This is a genomic window from Providencia xihuensis (genome assembly GCF_041953405.1).
Lineage (GTDB): Bacteria > Pseudomonadota > Gammaproteobacteria > Enterobacterales > Enterobacteriaceae > Providencia > Providencia vermicola.
In genome coordinates this window covers 1,661,244-1,678,632 of record NZ_CP169565.1, presented here as the reverse complement: position 1 = coordinate 1,678,632, position 17,389 = coordinate 1,661,244, and the positions used below count along the sequence as shown (strand labels likewise).

Annotated in this window: 17 protein-coding genes and 1 other RNA gene; 11 read left to right on the top strand and 7 right to left on the bottom strand. The window is 40.1% G+C overall.

Annotated elements, in window-relative coordinates:
• Positions 1–16: 16 nt before the first annotated feature.
• On the bottom strand, positions 17–751 hold the full coding sequence (locus ACE2AL_RS07435) for a tRNA1(Val) (adenine(37)-N6)-methyltransferase (protein WP_272539179.1): 735 nt from the start codon (positions 749–751) through the stop codon (positions 17–19).
• A gap of 155 nt (positions 752–906) precedes the next feature.
• Here ACE2AL_RS07435 and ACE2AL_RS07430 point away from each other — a divergent pair, with 155 nt between their 5' ends.
• From ACE2AL_RS07430 to srmB, 4 genes are all read left to right on the top strand, one after another.
• Positions 907–1,638, top strand: a complete 732-nt coding sequence (locus tag ACE2AL_RS07430) for an IclR family transcriptional regulator (RefSeq protein ID WP_206082520.1) — start codon at positions 907–909, stop codon at positions 1,636–1,638.
• A gap of 2 nt (positions 1,639–1,640) precedes the next feature.
• Entirely contained in the window at positions 1,641–2,558 is a 918-nt protein-coding gene (gene hutG, locus ACE2AL_RS07425) for a formimidoylglutamase (protein WP_272539178.1), read from the top strand.
• A 289-nt stretch (positions 2,559–2,847) separates the two neighbouring features.
• Positions 2,848–4,053: a sodium/glutamate symporter gene (gene gltS, locus ACE2AL_RS07420; protein WP_206082522.1), complete on the top strand. Its 1,206-nt coding sequence runs from the start codon at positions 2,848–2,850 to the stop codon at positions 4,051–4,053.
• 180 nt (positions 4,054–4,233) lie between these two features.
• Positions 4,234–5,574: an ATP-dependent RNA helicase SrmB gene (gene srmB / locus ACE2AL_RS07415; RefSeq protein WP_353167025.1), complete on the top strand. Its 1,341-nt coding sequence runs from the start codon at positions 4,234–4,236 to the stop codon at positions 5,572–5,574.
• Positions 5,575–5,605: 31 nt separating this feature from the next.
• Here the strand turns inward: srmB and ACE2AL_RS07410 are convergent, their stop codons facing one another.
• Together ACE2AL_RS07410 and grcA are read right to left on the bottom strand one after the other, a co-directional pair.
• Positions 5,606–7,051 carry an ankyrin repeat domain-containing protein gene (locus tag ACE2AL_RS07410; protein ID WP_206082524.1) on the bottom strand — a complete coding sequence of 482 codons (1,446 nt, stop codon included), beginning with the start codon at positions 7,049–7,051 and terminating at the stop codon, positions 5,606–5,608.
• A gap of 158 nt (positions 7,052–7,209) precedes the next feature.
• A complete protein-coding gene (gene grcA / locus ACE2AL_RS07405) occupies positions 7,210–7,593 on the bottom strand; it encodes an autonomous glycyl radical cofactor GrcA (protein WP_206082525.1) in 384 nt (127 codons plus the stop codon).
• A 384-nt stretch (positions 7,594–7,977) separates the two neighbouring features.
• Between grcA and ung the strand changes: the two genes are divergently transcribed.
• Positions 7,978–8,658, top strand: coding sequence for a uracil-DNA glycosylase (ung, locus tag ACE2AL_RS07400; RefSeq protein WP_272539176.1), 681 nt, complete (start codon positions 7,978–7,980; stop codon positions 8,656–8,658).
• Between the two features lie 55 nt (positions 8,659–8,713).
• Here the strand turns inward: ung and grpE are convergent, their stop codons facing one another.
• Positions 8,714–9,307, bottom strand: a complete 594-nt coding sequence (gene grpE, locus ACE2AL_RS07395) for a nucleotide exchange factor GrpE (RefSeq protein WP_206082527.1) — start codon at positions 9,305–9,307, stop codon at positions 8,714–8,716.
• 101 nt (positions 9,308–9,408) lie between these two features.
• Here grpE and nadK point away from each other — a divergent pair, with 101 nt between their 5' ends.
• From nadK to bamE, 3 genes are all read left to right on the top strand, one after another.
• A complete protein-coding gene (nadK, locus tag ACE2AL_RS07390) occupies positions 9,409–10,308 on the top strand; it encodes an NAD(+) kinase (protein ID WP_272539175.1) in 900 nt (299 codons plus the stop codon).
• Positions 10,309–10,393: 85 nt separating this feature from the next.
• Positions 10,394–12,055, top strand: a complete 1,662-nt coding sequence (gene recN, locus ACE2AL_RS07385; protein ID WP_272539174.1) for a DNA repair protein RecN — start codon at positions 10,394–10,396, stop codon at positions 12,053–12,055.
• Positions 12,056–12,167: 112 nt separating this feature from the next.
• Positions 12,168–12,545, top strand: a complete 378-nt coding sequence (gene bamE, locus ACE2AL_RS07380; protein ID WP_206082529.1) for an outer membrane protein assembly factor BamE — start codon at positions 12,168–12,170, stop codon at positions 12,543–12,545.
• A 169-nt stretch (positions 12,546–12,714) separates the two neighbouring features.
• Here the strand turns inward: bamE and ACE2AL_RS07375 are convergent, their stop codons facing one another.
• Both ACE2AL_RS07375 and ACE2AL_RS07370 read right to left on the bottom strand, forming a co-directional pair.
• Complete coding sequence (locus tag ACE2AL_RS07375) at positions 12,715–13,029, bottom strand: RnfH family protein (protein ID WP_272573553.1); 315 nt, start codon at positions 13,027–13,029, stop codon at positions 12,715–12,717.
• A complete protein-coding gene (locus ACE2AL_RS07370; RefSeq protein WP_206082531.1) occupies positions 13,022–13,456 on the bottom strand; it encodes a type II toxin-antitoxin system RatA family toxin in 435 nt (144 codons plus the stop codon). Before ACE2AL_RS07370 ends, ACE2AL_RS07375 begins: the two co-directional genes overlap by 8 nt.
• 153 nt (positions 13,457–13,609) lie before the next feature.
• Between ACE2AL_RS07370 and smpB the strand changes: the two genes are divergently transcribed.
• The 3 genes from smpB (at position 13,610) to ACE2AL_RS07355 (ending at position 15,749) form a co-directional block, all read left to right on the top strand.
• On the top strand, positions 13,610–14,092 hold the full coding sequence (smpB, locus tag ACE2AL_RS07365; protein ID WP_206082532.1) for an SsrA-binding protein SmpB: 483 nt from the start codon (positions 13,610–13,612) through the stop codon (positions 14,090–14,092).
• Positions 14,093–14,140: 48 nt separating this feature from the next.
• Positions 14,141–14,504: a transfer-messenger RNA gene (gene ssrA, locus ACE2AL_RS07360) on the top strand.
• 384 nt (positions 14,505–14,888) lie between these two features.
• Positions 14,889–15,749 (top strand): WlaTC/HtrL family glycosyltransferase, encoded by an 861-nt coding sequence (locus ACE2AL_RS07355; RefSeq protein ID WP_375084210.1) that lies wholly within the window; start codon positions 14,889–14,891, stop codon positions 15,747–15,749.
• 185 nt (positions 15,750–15,934) lie between these two features.
• On the opposite strand, the gene ACE2AL_RS07350 is transcribed toward ACE2AL_RS07355, so the two are convergent.
• The gene (locus tag ACE2AL_RS07350; protein ID WP_375084209.1) at positions 15,935–17,386 is read right to left on the bottom strand and encodes a hypothetical protein; all 1,452 of its coding nucleotides are present in this window, start codon (positions 17,384–17,386) and stop codon (positions 15,935–15,937) included.
• Positions 17,387–17,389: the final 3 nt, after the last annotated feature.

Below are 17,389 nucleotides of genomic sequence, written 5' to 3'. Positions count from 1 at the left end.
AACTGTTCCGTTGGTTTTAATATTTAAGGTAAAACGGCTGGATCAATGCGCGAAAATCCTCAGTATACTCACCGCTCTGTGCTTTTAGAGCTAAATTGCTTACCTGAGTGTGAGAGTTCACTAATCGCAAACCCAATAACATACGGTGAAATGGTGTTGTTGGTTTGTCACTAACATTGACTCTCAACGCCGTAAACCACCCCCTACTTTCAGCCATTGCTTGCACTTTCTCACCAACTTCATACGGTAGCACTAAACAAAATAACCCATTTTCCGTTAAACAACGCTGGGCACATTCTAATAGTACGTCATGGGTTAGTGCGCTTGTGTAGCGAGCTTGGTCACGTTGCTCATCTCGACACGCCACCGCAGGCTCAAAATAAGGCGGATTGCTTACAATCAAATCATATTGAGTGGGTGAATGCTGACTATAGTGAATAATATCCTGATTGATGATATGTAACCGTTTCGCCCAAGGTGACTCCACAAAATTACATTGAGCTTGCTGCGCTGCTTGAACATCCAATTCAACAGCATCAATTTGTGCATTTTGTTGTCGCTGTGCCAACATTAGCGCGACTAACCCACTCCCACTACCGATATCCAATGCAAATTGAACATGACCAATAGGTGCCCATGCCCCTAATAATACGCCATCAGTGCCCACTTTCATTGCACATTGGTCATGGGCCACAAAAAACTGTTTAAATGTAAACCCACCTTTTCGGTAGTTTTTTTTCTGATTGCTCATCCACACACTCTACTTACCTGAAGCTGACCATTTTCTCATATTGAGCAAATAAAAGTCATCGTTTAACCTATTCGTTACAATATAATTCTTATAATATGAGAATTATATTTGAGGCACAAAAAGTTTACTGCTAAGTTCGAAAAAAAGGAGATGCGATGAACAGCATTAATAGAACCTTAGATGTCTTGTCCTACATCACGAGTTGCGCATCCCCAGTGACGCCACAGGTTATCTCAACGGCACTGGATATTCCATTATCAACGGTTTATCGCTTACTGACAATTCTCATAGAATGGGAATTTGTGTCTCATGCAAAGCAGTATGGTACTTATTGTGTCGGCTCGCAGAGTATCAAAAATCACGAAAAATACTATCACCACAGCTTATTGATGGAAGCCACAAAATCAGAGCTTCAATCATTAGCGAAAAAAACACGAGAAACCGCAGCGATTATCACCTCAAACCTGCGAGAAACGATTTGTGTAGACATGATAGAAAGCGAACAAGCCCTACGTTGCTCATTTATCATTGGCCGCGGTAATACCCTAATCAAAGGGGCCAGTGCCAAAACATTGTTAGCTTTTCATCAAACACAATACCAAGAACACGTGTTTGAGATACATGCAAAACAGCTTATTTCTGACGTAGATAAGCTGAAATTACAACAAGACTTACAGCAGATCCGCAAACAAGGCTACGGCACATCAACCAGTGAGATTGATGAGGGGGTCTTTGGCGTTTCCGCCCCGATTTTTAAAGGAAATGATGTACTGGCCGTCGTCTCCGTTATGGCCCCTGAATTTCGCTCAACTCACCGTGTTGACGAGTTAATTATGCATACACGTCAAGCGGCAGATAACATCACTAAATTGATTAATTTGGAGTAACTATGACACAACCTTTCCAATGGCAAGGGCGCACGGATGGTGAAACACAAGAACATTTGCGTATTCATCAAGTGATTAACAAAGTATCACCCGCACAATTTACGTTGATAGGCTTTGCCTCTGATGAGGGCGTAAGACGCAATAAAGGCCGACAAGGGGCTAAAGCAGGGCCTGATGCTATTCGTCGCCAACTTGCTGGGTTACCTATCCACCAACCGCTAGCCATTAAAGATCTAGGAACCGTAAGTTGTGATGATGGTGATCTTGAATCTGCACAACGCCGCTTATCCGACAAAATTATTGAAAGTTTAACTGCAAATGAGCGCCCGATTATATTAGGTGGTGGCCATGAAGTGGCCTTTGCTAGCTTTCAAGGGTTATTTGATTATGTCGAACAAAATCAATCAGGAAAAACGATTGGGATCATCAATTTTGATGCCCATTTTGATTTACGTGAAGCCCCTGAAGCGACTTCTGGCACGCCTTTTTTACAATCTGCGCAGTTATGTCAGAAGCACCAGCGTCCTTTCCACTACTTGTGTTTAGGTATCGCTGATCATGGCAACACCAAGGTATTATTTGATACTGCAGACCGATTAGGCTGCCAATACCTTCGTGATAAACAGCTAAGCTTTTCGCAACTTCCACAAGCAGTTAAACAACTTCAAGCATTCATTGATGGCGTTGATTATTTGTATGTCACTGTGGATTTAGATGTATTCTCTGCCGCTATTGCCCCTGGTGTCAGCGCCCCTGCACCTAAAGGTATCTCTACCGAAACATTTGATGAACTTTTTACCGTTATTAAAGGCAGCAAAAAAATCGCCCTCTTCGATATTGCGGAGTGCAACCCTGAATTTGATATTGACAACCATACCGCCAAGCTTGCGGCTTATTTGATTTACCAATATTTATTCTAATAAAACAACACAACAATTCGACTGATAAATAAACTGTTCGCTTCAATCTGTTGAGATAGCTTCTATTCGAATACCACAATAAAAATAGGTTCGAAAAAATATCAACTTAGCTGTAACTCGCTAAATTATAATGTTTTTCATCATAAATATTTTAACTATTAGATTTCGAGTTACAGCTAGGCGGCTAACGAAGATAGCTGTAGGAGCATACAAAAGTATGTGACTACAGTAGCTGAGTGCGGCCAACAACGCTGTAGCTTGAAAGATAACAGTTAAAAAAGGGAAACTTATGATTCTACACCTAGACGCACTATCCACCTTATTCCTTACCGTCATCTGCCTCCTCATGGGCATCCACTTAAAAAAACGCATTGAGTGGTTACAACGATTTTGTATTCCATCTCCTGTCATTGGCGGATTTTTAGTGAGTTTAATCATTTGGGGACTGAAATCGTTCAACCTCGCTGAAATAAATTTTGATACCAGTTTACAAACCTTCTTGATGGTCGCATTCTTCACCACAATAGGTATTGATGGCAGTTTCCGAATTCTCAAAACAGGTGGTCGCTTATTATTTATGTACCTGTTTATTTGCTGGTTTGTGGTGATTTTCCAAGATACCTTTGGGGCAGGGTTAGCGCATCTATTAGGCATCGAACCTGTCATTGGTATTATGGCTGGGGGTGTATCACTCACGGGTGGCCATGGCGGAGCTGCTGCCTTTGGCGGTATGGCTGAAGGACTTGGCGTACAATCAGCGACAGTTGCCGCGATCGCTGCCGCCACCTTTGGGTTAATTACGGGAAGCTTATTGGGAGGCCCAATCGCTACCTATTTGATTAAAAAATTCAATGTCCGTATTCAAGCAGACGAAAAAGTTGAAAAAATTCAAGTTCCTGAAACTATTGCAGGGAAAATTGAGTCTATCGATGCACATGCTTTCTTGAAAATGCTTGCCTTGATCTTAGGGATCATGGTCATTGGTCAATTTGCCTCTGCGCAATTCACTAAAGCCACTGGTTTTTCACTACCGAGCTACGTTGGCGCGATGATCATTGCAATTGTCATCCGTAATATTAATGATCAGGTCGAATTGTTCCGCATCAACCAAAAATCTATCGATCTTATTTCTGAAGTGTCCCTCGGTCTTTTCTTAACTATGGCCATGATGTCACTGAAGATTTGGGAATTAAAGGCTGTGGCTCTTCCGCTCTTCACAATTTTATTGGCGCAAGTTGTCGTTTTAATTCTGCTCGTCGTATTTGTTATTTTTAGGTTGTTAGGGAAAAACTATGATGCCGCGGTAATGTGTGCAGGTTTGATGGGACATGGCTTAGGCGCGACACCAAATGCGATGGCGAATATGTCATCCGTTTGTGAACGTTACAAACAAGTTTCCATGAAAGCGTTTATGATTGTGCCATTAAGTGGCGCAGTACTCATCGACTTAGTGGGTATCCCATACCATACTTGGCTGATTAATATGCTTAGCTAATAAATATCTAGTCCAGGAGAGTTTCGGCTCTCCTGAATTCTTTTGTCATTTCGCTAACTTTTCCTCGAGTTATCGCTCCCTGTCTAACCTGAAAACAGTTACACTTGTGAAAAGCGGATTTTTTCAGGTGAACAATTTTGCTAACCTGTTTATAATCAGCGCCCCAAATAGAGGTATATAATGACTGCATCCACTTTTTCTGAACTTGATCTTGATGAAAGCCTAATTGACGCGCTGTCAGATAAAGGCTATCAACGTCCCACTGCTATCCAAGCTGCGGCTATTCCAGCTGCAATGGATGGTCGTGATGTGTTAGGTTCAGCACCAACAGGGACAGGTAAAACAGCGGCATTCCTACTGCCAGCAATTCAACATTTACTTGATTTCCCAAGAAAAAAATCAGGGCCACCACGCGTTCTGATTGTCACGCCTACCCGTGAATTAGCTATGCAGGTTGCTGACCAAGCAAAAGAATTATGCGCACATAATCACCTAGACATTGCAACAATCACAGGTGGTGTTGCTTATATGAACCACGCTGAAATTTTCAGCGAAAACCAAGATATCGTTGTCGCCACAACAGGTCGCTTATTACAGTACATTAAAGAAGAAAACTTTGACTGCCGCGCGGTTGAGATTTTGATCCTAGATGAAGCTGACCGTATGTTAGATATGGGGTTTGCAAACGACATTGAAACTATTGCAGGCGAAACGCGCTGGCGCAAACAAACCATGCTATTTTCAGCGACGCTTGAAGGTGAAGCCATCCGTGACTTTGCAGAGCGCTTGCTAGAAGATCCCGTTGAAATTGATGCGGATCCATCTCGTCGTGAACGTAAAAAAATTCAGCAATTTCATTACCGTGCGGATACCGTTGAACACAAAACTGCACTACTATGCCACTTACTGAAACAAGAAGAAGTGACAAAAGCGATTGTGTTCGTACGCAAACGTGAACGCTTACGCGAGCTTGTTCAGTGGCTACGTGAAGCAGGTATTGAGCCTTGTTATCTGGAAGGTGAAATGCCTCAAGCGAAACGTAACGAAGCGGTACGTCGCCTTGTCGACGGGCAAGTTAAAGTCCTTGTTGCGACGGATGTAGCATCACGGGGTTTAGACATCGATAACGTCAGTCATGTTTTTAACTTCGACTTACCAAGAACTGCTGACGTTTACTTACATCGCATAGGCCGTACTGGCCGTGCAGGTCGCAAAGGTACGGCAATTTCCTTAGTTGAAGCACATGACTTCCCGTTACTAGGTAAAATTACACGCTACATTGAAGACCCTATTAAAGTGCGTGTTATAGATGCCTTGCGCCCAACAACAAAAGCGCCATCTGAAGCGATGTTAAATAAGCCAAAACCATCGAAGAAAGTGCTGGCAAAGCGCAAAGAGAAAAAGAAAGAAGAACAAACGAAGAAAAAAGAAAAAGTACGCCATCGCGATAAGAAAAATATAGGGAAACGTCGTACTCCAGCCAGTCCAACAGCATCAGCGATTAGCGATAAAAACCAATAATCACTCAAACGGGTTTCGGCCCGTTTTTTATTTAATTCATCATATGAATGATTTTTTCTCGCATTTTTTTCCCTTCTTGCGTTAATGCATCATATTTAATGATATGATTATTAATGATATCTTTGCAATCAAGACCTTGGTTGTTTTTTGCCCGCCAATCAGCCCCATTGACTAACAACAATTCAGCAACATCCAAAGCATGACTATTTAAAGCATCATGGAGTGGTGTATTTCCTAAATTATCTTTTATATCAACCATTAAACCATTATCTAACAATATTTTAGACTGCATCACTCGGCCACTTTGAGCCGCTAAATGTAAAATACTTTTTTGCTGGATGAGTTGTGTATTTTTAATGGCTTGCCCATACTGTGAATCGAGTAGAATTTGCATAAACTGCCCATTCATAGCCCGCGCTGATTGATTCGCTAAAAAATCAAGGTCACATGCTTTATTGTGGCATTCTAAAAGATTCGAAAACTCAACAACATTGCCTTTTTTAATGGCACTTTTACAACTTTCTTGCCAATTAATTTTTTGTTGCTCTTCGATGATTGGGAACACTTTTAGCGGGAGCTCGACGGCTTTATCATATTCCCCAGTAATCGCATTCCAATTATTCCACGGTTTATGTTTACACATCACCTTAATAATTTTAACCATCGTATGTGCAATAAAACTTCTTGTTAATAACCGGTGTGGTAACCAATTTTTCCAAGAACTCTGTTCGCTATAAGCCATTTTAATACGCGTTCCCAGCGCTGAAGGGATAGGTAAAGTATTTTGTAGAGAATCAAGCCAGTCATATTGCACAGTATAAAATCGTATCAGCCCTTCGTTCGCCATTCGTTCCGCAACATCATAATCAAGCCCGATCTTATTTACCGTATTCCTTGCCAGCCCTGCGGGGCTAAACACAACTGCAGGGCTATGGCTCGCCAATGCGGCAATTGACGCAAGGCCACCACCTAATGAGTGCCCCGTACAAATCAGATTTCCTCTTACTGCATTAAATAAAATATTTGTCAAACCAACAGATTGATAATACTGAGGTTCATACTGCCCTAAGCCTTGACGGATGTTGGCATAAAAATCCACAATATCGTTTGAGCCTGCAAAACAGAGAATATATAAATCATTATATCGGCATATATTGGCTTGAAATCCTGATGTCACATCACCAAGTAACTCCGCATCAATACCTAATGCATTAAGTTGAGTGGTATTTAATCTCTCTACACCTAACATCTGTTGCCAATCTGTATGGTAAGCCCCATACGATAACATGGCTAAAACAAAGTCTTTTTTTTGTGCATCTTGGCCAAAAAAGTGTTCTTTTATCGTATTTTTTGGCCAATGTTCTCTTTCACATAATGAAATATCTAAACTGCGATTTTGTAAATAAATGTCTAAGCCTTCTCTAGCAAGAGAAAGGCCATCCACTGAACTAAGTGTTGGTTGTATTGAAAAAGGCATAAATTCTCCCTAACAAATGCGTATGTTGGAAGAGTATTGGAAGCTAAATAGCGGTGAAGAGAAATAATCAACTTTATTAGAGGTAAATAAAAAGCCATTGATATCAATGGCTTTAGAATTTATTATACTGTACTAGATGTAATAGTGTTTAAACTTTATTACAGGCTTTCAGTGAAAGTACGAGTAATAACATCACGTTGTTGTTCAGGGGTTAATGAGTTAAAACGAACCGCATAACCAGAAACACGGATAGTTAATTGTGGGTATTTTTCTGGGTTTTTCACTGCATCTTCTAACGTTTCACGGCTTAATACGTTAACGTTTAAGTGCTGCCCACCTTCTACACGTACAGTTGGCTTCATTTCCAGTGGTACTTCACGATACTCAAAAGCACCTAATTCATCTTTATCAACGATTTGGCCTTCATTATAATCTGCTTTAGCACAAACACAGCGAGCTTCATTTTTCTCGTTATCCAGTAACCAGAAAGAATTCAGTAATGCTGCATTATCAGTTTTAGTAATTTGAATACCTGTAATCATGTCGACCTCCACGTTCGAACTTGATTGCGCCCGATTTTTTATATCAATCAAAGCTGCATTAACCATCAATCTTATGTAAATTTGCAATTGGATATTTGGTCTAACCAATGTCTATAGGTATTTTATACCAGCTCAATAGGTCACTTTCTTTGATATTTATCAATTATTCCGTATAGCAATTAATCAAACCCATTCAACTTTATGATTTAAATCAATATTCACCATAATGAAATCTTAATTATTTTTATAAACTTTCAAATTAATTTGAAGCGTAATTATAAAGATCAGGGCTTTATCTCTGCCCAACGAACCAGTAAGCTTATTACCATCATTTGGTTCAGTTATAAATTGCGCCAGCCAACATTCATTGTTATGGAAAATTTCATGTCAAATACCATTACATGGCACGACGTCATTGGCCCCGAAAAAGTAAAACCGTATTTTAAAGAAACATTAGCCTATGTCGCGCAACAGCGCCAAGCAGGTAAAATCATCTATCCCCCGCAAGATGATGTTTTTAATGCTTTTCGCTATACCGAACTTGCTGATATTAAAGTCGTTATTTTAGGTCAAGACCCTTACCATGGTCCAGGCCAAGCCCATGGATTGTCTTTTTCAGTTTTACCTGGTATTAAGCCACCACCTTCCCTAGTAAACATGTATAAAGAACTCGAAAAAGACATCGCAGGGTTTACGCGACCATCACATGGTTATCTACTGAGTTGGGCTCAGCAAGGTGTATTACTACTCAATACTGTACTCACTGTTGAACAAGCCCATGCGCATTCTCATGCACATTTAGGATGGGAAACATTTACAGATAAAGTCATTGAAGCAATTAATGAAAATACGGAAGGCGTGGTCTTTTTACTCTGGGGTTCACATGCGCAGAAAAAAGGGAAAATCATTGATACCAAACGCCATTATGTTTTAAAAGCACCTCATCCCTCCCCGCTTTCTGCGCATCGCGGCTTTTTAGGTTGTGGTCATTTTTCACAGACTAATGAAATTTTAACTCAGCAAGGTAAAGCGCCAATTGACTGGAACCCAGTTATTAACGAATAGCTGCATATTATAGGTAAGCAAAAAAATGGGATACACATGTATCCCATTTAAACAATTATTTCGAAACAATAACCATCGCAGGTCTGAGTAATCGGTTATTTAACGTATACCCTTTTTGCATCACGTTAATCACATGATTAGGTTGGTGGTCAGGTGATTCAATCATTGTCATTGCTTGGTGAACTTCAGGGTTAAATGGCACATTCGCATCCCCCACAGGTTCGATACCAAACTTAGCGACAGCATCTAAGAACGTTTTCAGCGTTAAATCTAGCCCTTCTAACATGGCTTTAGATTGCTCATTATCGCGATCAGCAGCATCGATCGCACGCTCCAAATTATCGATCACAGGTAAAAGTTCATTTGAGAATTTCTCAAGTGCAAATTTATGTGCTTTTTCAATGTCTTGCTCTGTACGGCGACGAATATTTTCGATTTCAGCATGAGCGCGTAACATTGCTTCTCGTTCGGTCTTTTGTGAAGCAGCTAATTGCTCTTCAAGCTCAGCAATACGCGCTGCTAACGCTTGTTCGTTTGCTTGTGCATCTTCTACTTGCTGGGAGTTCACTTCTTGCTCTGCTTGAACTTTTTGTGATTCATTTAACTCAGAAGCTTGCTCATCATGCATGTTTTGGTCTTTACTACTCATGAATATCTCCGCGTATTTAGCATTAATCCCATATATGAGAGTATTATGGGGATCTAATACAGGGATTCAAGGGAAGTCATACAATGAGAGGCCAAAAAAGTATGCAAAAGGACAATAATACAGCACATTCTCACTTCAAAACGATAGGCATTGTCGGGCATCCAAGGCATCCTGAAGCGTTAGCAACCCATGAACTGATTTATCACTGGTTAATTTCAAAAAATTACCATGCCATTATCGACAAACAAGTTGCTAAAGACTTGAAGTTAATGAATGCGACAACTGGCACATTAACTGAAATTGGCCAACAAGCCGATTTAGTCATCGTCGTAGGGGGGGACGGTAACATGTTAGGTGCAGCCCGTATATTATCTCGCTATAACAATAAAGTTATTGGTGTGAATCGTGGAAATTTAGGTTTTCTAACTGATCTTGACCCCGATAATGCCTTACAGCAACTTTCACGCGTGCTTGAAGGCGAATATCGTGAAGAACAACGTTTTCTGCTTGAAGCTCAAGTGATCAAGGCTAATCAAAAGGCGCGTAAGAGCAGTGCGATAAATGAAATCGTACTCCACCCTGGGAAAGTCGCTCATATGATTGAGTTTGAAGTTTATATTGATGATAAATTTGCATTCTCACAACGTTCTGATGGGTTAATTATTGCCACACCAACAGGCTCAACAGCCTACTCTCTATCGGCAGGAGGCCCTATTTTAACCCCTAATCTGGATGCCATTGTCTTAGTTCCCATGTTCCCGCACACACTATCTTCTCGTCCTTTAGTCATCAGCAGCGACAGTAGCATACGCTTGAAATTCTTACGTACAAATATTGATTATGAAGTCAGTTGTGATAGCCAAATTATGCTACCAATTCAAGATGGTGAAGAGGTTATTGTAAAACGTAGTAATAAAAATCTAAATTTAGTTCACCCTAAAGATTATAATTACTTCAATACGTTAAGCTCAAAATTAGGGTGGGCAAAAAAAACTTTCTAATTATTTTACTTTGCCTCTTTACTGTATAAAAAAACAGGATAAACTGTATGAAAACACAGGTGTGTATTTTTACAGGAGAGCGCAGATGCTTACTCAATTAACTATCAATAATTTTGCTATCGTTCGTGAATTAGAAATTGATTTTCGTAGCGGTATGACAGCCATCACTGGTGAAACTGGTGCGGGTAAATCTATTGCAATTGATGCGCTTGGCCTGTGTTTAGGTAACCGTGGTGAAGCCAATATGGTTCGTCCTGGTGCTCAACGGGCTGATCTCTGTGCCCGCTTCTCGCTATCTGATGCAAAAATGGCCGCAAATTGGTTAGTAGAACACCAACTTGATAACCAAAACGAATGTTTATTACGCCGTACTATTGCCTCTGATGGGCGCTCAAGGGGCTTTATCAATGGCATATCGGTTCCCTTATCTCAACTCAGAGAATTAGGCACCCTATTAATCCAAATTCATGGCCAACATGCTCACCAACTGTTGCTTGATAATATTCATCAAAAATCCCTACTTGATGCCTATGCAAATCAGCAAGAATTGCTTGTACAAATGAAAAAAGCATGGCAATCATGGCATGATTCCTGTCAGCAACTCGCCGTATTTCAAAAGCAAATGCAAGAACGTGAGTCACGTCAGCAACTGTTGGATTACCATTTAAAAGAGCTCAATGAGTTTCTTCCTGTCCAAGGTGAATTTGAGGAAATTGACCAAGAATACAAACAACTCGCCAATCATGGTCAATTTTTAACGATTGGGCAAAATACAGCACAAATTTTGTCTGAAGATGATGGTGCCAATGTTATCAGCCTGCTAAACATGGCAAAAAATGAATTAACCGACCTTGTTGCACTAAACCCTAAATTCTCAGGGTTACTTGATATGCTCGAAGAAGCATCAATACAAGTCAGTGAAGTCAGCGATGAAATAAAACATTATTGCGACCAATATGAGCTCGATCCTAATCGCTTGTTTGAACTTGAACAGCGCATTTCTAAGCAAATTAGCTTAGCCCGCAAGCATCGCATTGCTCCCGAGGCTCTACCTGAATTATTTCAACAGCTTTCATCTGAACAAGCGCAAATTGCCAACCAAAACGAAGATTGTGAGGCACTAAACGCGCAAGTCTTTGCTGACCACCAAAAAGCACTCGCTTGCGCAGAACGCTTGCACCATGTTCGTTTACATTATGCACAAGAACTCAGCACACTTATTACAAATAGCATGCACCAATTATCAATGCCTCATGGCTTATTCACTATTGATGTAAAATTTATACCAGAACAACTCCAAATTGATGGCGCTTGTAAAATTGAATTCAATGTTACAACCAATCCAGGACAGCCACATCAAGCACTAGCAAAAGTCGCTTCAGGTGGCGAACTTTCACGTATAGCTCTTGCTATCCAAGTGATTACTGCGAAAAAAATGGATACCCCCGCATTAATTTTCGATGAGGTTGATGTTGGTATTAGTGGCCCTACCGCTGCCATTGTGGGTAAATTATTACGTGAACTCGGCGAATCGACGCAAGTGATGTGTGTAACGCATTTACCACAAGTTGCGGGATGTGGTCATCATCATTTTTATGTGAGCAAAGAAACAAATGGCATTGAAACTGAAACTCACATGCAATTATTAGACAAAAAAGCAAGATTACAAGAACTTGCAAGGCTTCTAGCAGGTTCTGAAGTCACAAAAAATACGTTGGCAAATGCAAAAGAATTGCTTGCGGCGTAATTTTTGACAACTTTTTTGCGCTCATGTGGTCTTAGAGTCGATAAGGAAGGTTTTAAAATGTATCAATGTCGATTATCATTGATGTTCTGACTCCAAAAGGAATGAGATATCCATGCGTTATAAATTGTTAACTGCTGCTGCACTATCACTCGCATTAATGTCTACGGGCTGTTCAATGATGGAACGTCTTGTCTATCACCCAGACATTAACCAAGGTAATTACCTCACAGCGAAAGATGTTGCTAAGATCCAAAAAGGAATGACACAGCAACAGGTCGCTTATACTTTGGGCACACCAATGTTATCCGACCCGTTTGGTACTCAAACCTGGTATTATGTATTCCGTCAAGAGCTGGGGCATGATCCAGTCAAACAAGAAACTCTGACACTTATTTTTGATCGCAATGGTATTCTTACTGACATCAAAAATGAGAAGAACCTTGCAGCTCAGGAATCGATGGAAGCTGCTGAGACTAAAACAGCTGACTAATAATGCATATGCATTGATATAGAACTACAAATATAGCTACCTATAACTGGGCCTTGGCAGGTAGACGTGTGTTTTTATAAATGCCTGATAATGCCTTCTGAGCTATAAAGTCACCGCTGATATAAACAAAAAACCGAGCAAATAGCTCGGTTTATCAATTAACTGAAGTTTAATTACTTTTCGATTCTTTCGATTCTTTCGATTCTTTCGATTTTTCAGCACGCTTACGGCGTAATTCTTTCGGATCTGCAAGCAAAGGGCGATAGATTTCAATCCGCTCCCCATCCTGTACAGTATCAGAAAGTTTTGCAGGACGACTATATATCCCTACTTTATTTTTTTTTAAATCAATATCGTCACGCAGTGAAAGAATACCTGAGGCGATAATTGCCTCTTCTATTGTTACACCTTCAGTAAGCTTTACGGATAGTAAATATTGTTTCTCTGGCAGTGCATACACCACTTCAACATTAATATCAGACACTATAAACATCCTTAGCTCTTAATGTAAAAGCCTGAACCATATTATTAGCAAGTTCTTTAAATATTTTGCCAAATGCTAGTTCTATCAGTTTATTGGTAAATTCAAAATCAAGATGAAACTCAATTTTACAAGCATCCGCACTGAGAGGAATAAACCTCCACCCGCCAGACAACTTACTAAATGGCCCTTCTACTAATTGCATATGTATGCATTTGTTGTCTTCAAGCACATTTTTAGTGATGAACGTTTTGCTAATTCCCGCTTTGGATACCTCAACAGAAGCCGTCATTTCCTCAGCACTATGACTGATAATACGACTCCCCACACACCCAGGTAAAAAGCTTGGGTATGAAATTACATCATTTACGAGTTTATACATTTGTTCTGCGCTAAAAGGGACTAACGCAGAGCGACTAATCTGTGGCATATCAATTCCTATCCCTAAAAACTGGGCATATAATAGCACTATTGATTGGTTAAACAAAAAACAAAACCCATACAGGGCAAGAAATGCACAATCAAAAAAATATCAACGCAGAAAGATTTCTTTCGACTCAGCTTACAGTATAATGATTGCACTATGACAAAGAAAAAACCATATAAACCCGGTTCAGCAACAATTGCTATGAACAAGCGTGCTCGCCACGAATATTCTATCGAAGAGGAGTTCGAGGCGGGTTTGTCCCTACAAGGTTGGGAAGTTAAATCACTGCGTGCTGGCAAAGCCAACATCGGTGATAGTTACGTATTACTGAGAGATGGCGAAGCCTATTTATTTGGTGCTAACTTTACGCCTCTTAACGTTGCTTCTACTCATGTTGTTTGTGATCCAACACGTAGCCGTAAACTATTGTTAAACCAACGTGAATTAGACACCCTTTATGGTAAAGTCAACCGTGAAGGTTACACCGTCATCGCACTTTCACTCTATTGGAAAAATGCATGGTGTAAAGTAAAAATCGGTGTTGCAAAGGGTAAAAAAGCCCACGATAAGCGTTCTGATATCAAAGAACGTGAATGGCAACTTGATAAAGCACGTATAATGAAACATTCTAATCGCTAAGTCCTAGCTTTATAGGATAATTTTCTGTTATACTGCGTTCAACAACTTGGGGCTGATTCTGGATTCGACGGGATTTGCGAAACCCAAGGTGCATGCCGAGGGGCGGTTGGCCTCGTAAAAAGCCGCAAAAAAATAGTCGCAAACGACGAAAACTACGCTTTAGCAGCTTAATAACCTGCTTAGAGCCCTCTCTCCCTAGCCTCCGCTCTTAGGACGGGGATCAAGAGAGGTCAAACCCAAAAGAGATCGCGTGAATGCCTTGCCTGGGGTTGCAGCGTTAAATTTAATCAGGATAGTTTGTTGATGGCGTGTCTGTCCGCAGTTGGCAAATGAATTTAAAGACTAGACTAAGCATGTAGTACCGAGGATGTAGAAATTTCGGACGCGGGTTCAACTCCCGCCAGCTCCACCAAATTTGGTGGGTCAGTGATAGGACAACAGGTTTAAAAACAGGAAGTTAGCAAAATCAGTTGGACTAGACACTGGCAACATTAAGACTAGAAAGTGCACGTGAAATGCACGCGCATTTGAAAACAAAAACCCCGAGGATCACTCCTTGGGGTTTTCTTTTTGTAAAAGTAAAAAAAGTGAAATTAGATATTTCATTTCACTTGAACGCCAATATATATTTTGAAAAAGATGATAAACCACCAAGCAAGTAGCTTTTTGCTGTTAGATGGCTTCACTATTTGATAGTATGAATACCTAGAACTTACTTGATAAATCAGTAATAATTTTGCTTTAAGCTTATAAATTTTACTTTATCAAAAGTAATAAAATATAAACTGGGATTTACATGAAAAAGTCTATATCTATAGTAACTGCTTTTTTTGATATTGGTAAGGCTAGTTGGAATGCACAAAATGGCAAAGAAAATAGACTAGCTAGAACCGCTGATACGTACTTTGATTATTTTAATAAGCTAGCTCAACTAGAAAATGAAATCATTGTTTTTACTTCACATGAGTATGAAAAGCGAATATTAGAGCTACGGGAAGGAAGACCAACTAAAGTTATCACGCTTGATTTATTTAGTAAATTCAAACATACATTGAGTAAAATATCATCCATTCAGTTAAGTGAAGAATATAAAAATAAAATAAGACCACAAGAAGCGGTAAATCCAGAGTGTTGGTCTGAAAAATATGTCCTTGTAACTAATCTTAAATATTATTTTGTCCATAAAGCAATTGAATCTGGTCTAGTATCTAATGAGCTCGTCGCTTGGGTCGATTTCGGCTATTGCAGAAAGAATAAGACAACTTACGGAATAAAAAATTGGTATCACCCTTTTGATGAAAATAAAATTCATTTATTTACTATCAGAGACGACTTTAAAATTGAGCCACTAGATATCGTCGTTGGCAGAGCGCTAAGAAATGAAGTGTTTATTGCAGGTTCACCGATTGTTGGCTCCCAAAACCTTTGGCGTCGCTTTTATCTCATCACATCAGAAATACAGCGGAGATATTTGAAAAGCGGCATTGTTGATGATGACCAAGGCACTCTTTTAATCGCAGCTACTGAAAACCCCGAATTAGTCGATTTACATTTTTTGGGTAAAATGAAATGGTTTTATGCCCTGAGATTATTTCATAAAGGATCTTCTATAAATTACCTAACAAGGATCAAGTTACTATTAGGAATTGCCAAGTAGTTGGAAATAGAGGTTTATTCTATTAAAAGTACCCCACCATTTTTTTAGAGTTAACTCACAATAGTATTTTAAAAGGTCAGACACTTAAAACTATAAAAGTATTCTGACCTTATCAATTCATAAACAGACGTAGATTATCAGCCTCGTAATGTAATATGTAACTATTTGCTTATGATTGGTGCGCCTTATTTAAACAAGTAAACTTTGCCAAGGCTCCAATATCTCATATCGTTTACTGTTAATGTTTTCCCGCCGTTAGATAATCGCCCCATAGCTCCACGAGAACCATTACCTCCATCAATAGCAAAGGGTATACCATCAATTGGCGCAACTCCCGTCCAAAGAGCACTACCATCCCTAGTACTTTGGATTCCAATTATAAATCCAGTAACTGATTCAGGTAATGTATGAGAAGAATCCCCAGCGCCCTTACCATCATATATTTGAACCATTGATAATTTTTTATATGATGGCAGTGTATTAATTTTATTATCAATTTCTTTTCTGTTGTACGTTTCAGATTTGGTATAACTATCACCTTTAACGGCATAATTCCCTGCAGGTGCATAGTTGCCCGCAGGTTGATAGTTCCCTTTTGGCTGGTACCGTGTATCCCCTTCTGCTTTCGTGTAGCTCTCACCCTTAAGCGCGTAATTACCTGCAGGTGCATAGTTACCTTTGAGCTGATATTTAGTATCAGACTCGGCTTTAGAATAGCTGTAGCCCGCCACTTGATAGCTGCCTTTAGGTTGGTACTTATTATCGGTTTCTGCTTTAGTGTAACTATCTCCTTTTAAAGCATAATCCCCTGACGGCTGATAACTCCCCTTAGCTTGGTAACGTGTATCCCCTTCCGCTTTGGTGTAACTGTCACCTTTAAGCGCATAATTCCCTGCAGGGGCATAATTGCCCTTAGGTTGATAGTTGGTATCAGACTCCGCTTTTGAATAACTATAGCCTGCTGCTTGATAGCTGCCTTTAGGTTGATACTTACCATCGGTTTCAGCCTTGGTATAACTATCTCCTTTTAAGGCATAGTCCCCTGAGGGCTGATAACTGCCTTTCGGCTGATATCGCCCATCGCCCTCTACTTTAGTGTAGCTTTCACCTTTAAGTGCGTAATTGCCTGCGGGGGCATAGTTGCCTTTGGGTTGATATTTGGTATCAGACTCCGCTTTAGAATAGCTATAACCTGCCGCTTGGTAATTGCCTAATGGCTGAAAGCGCTTGTCAGATTCGGTTTTGTTATAAACATTGATATCACCGGCACTTAAATCCGCTTTCAGTTCCTGCCATGCTGTACCTGCGACAGGCTCAACATTGTTATTTTCAATCTTCGACTGCCATGTTTTATTCTTATGATAAACAATGGCGCGAATAGGGTAAGGTTTGCCTTCTATCGCCCATTTAGGAAAACCAAAGCTTTGCAACTCGCCTATCGCTTCCGTGATATCGTGAAACATGCCGTTCATTTTTTCGCGTTCAATATCTTTGGCCGCAGGATCAGTTTGTTGGTCACGCTCATAATCGTAACTATAGCCTTGCGTGTAAGAAACCGCGCCATCGGCTTGCACATCATCAGGAATAGAAGTCCTGTCCCCTTGTGTTGCAAAGGGGATTTTAAATATTTTTGTCATGAG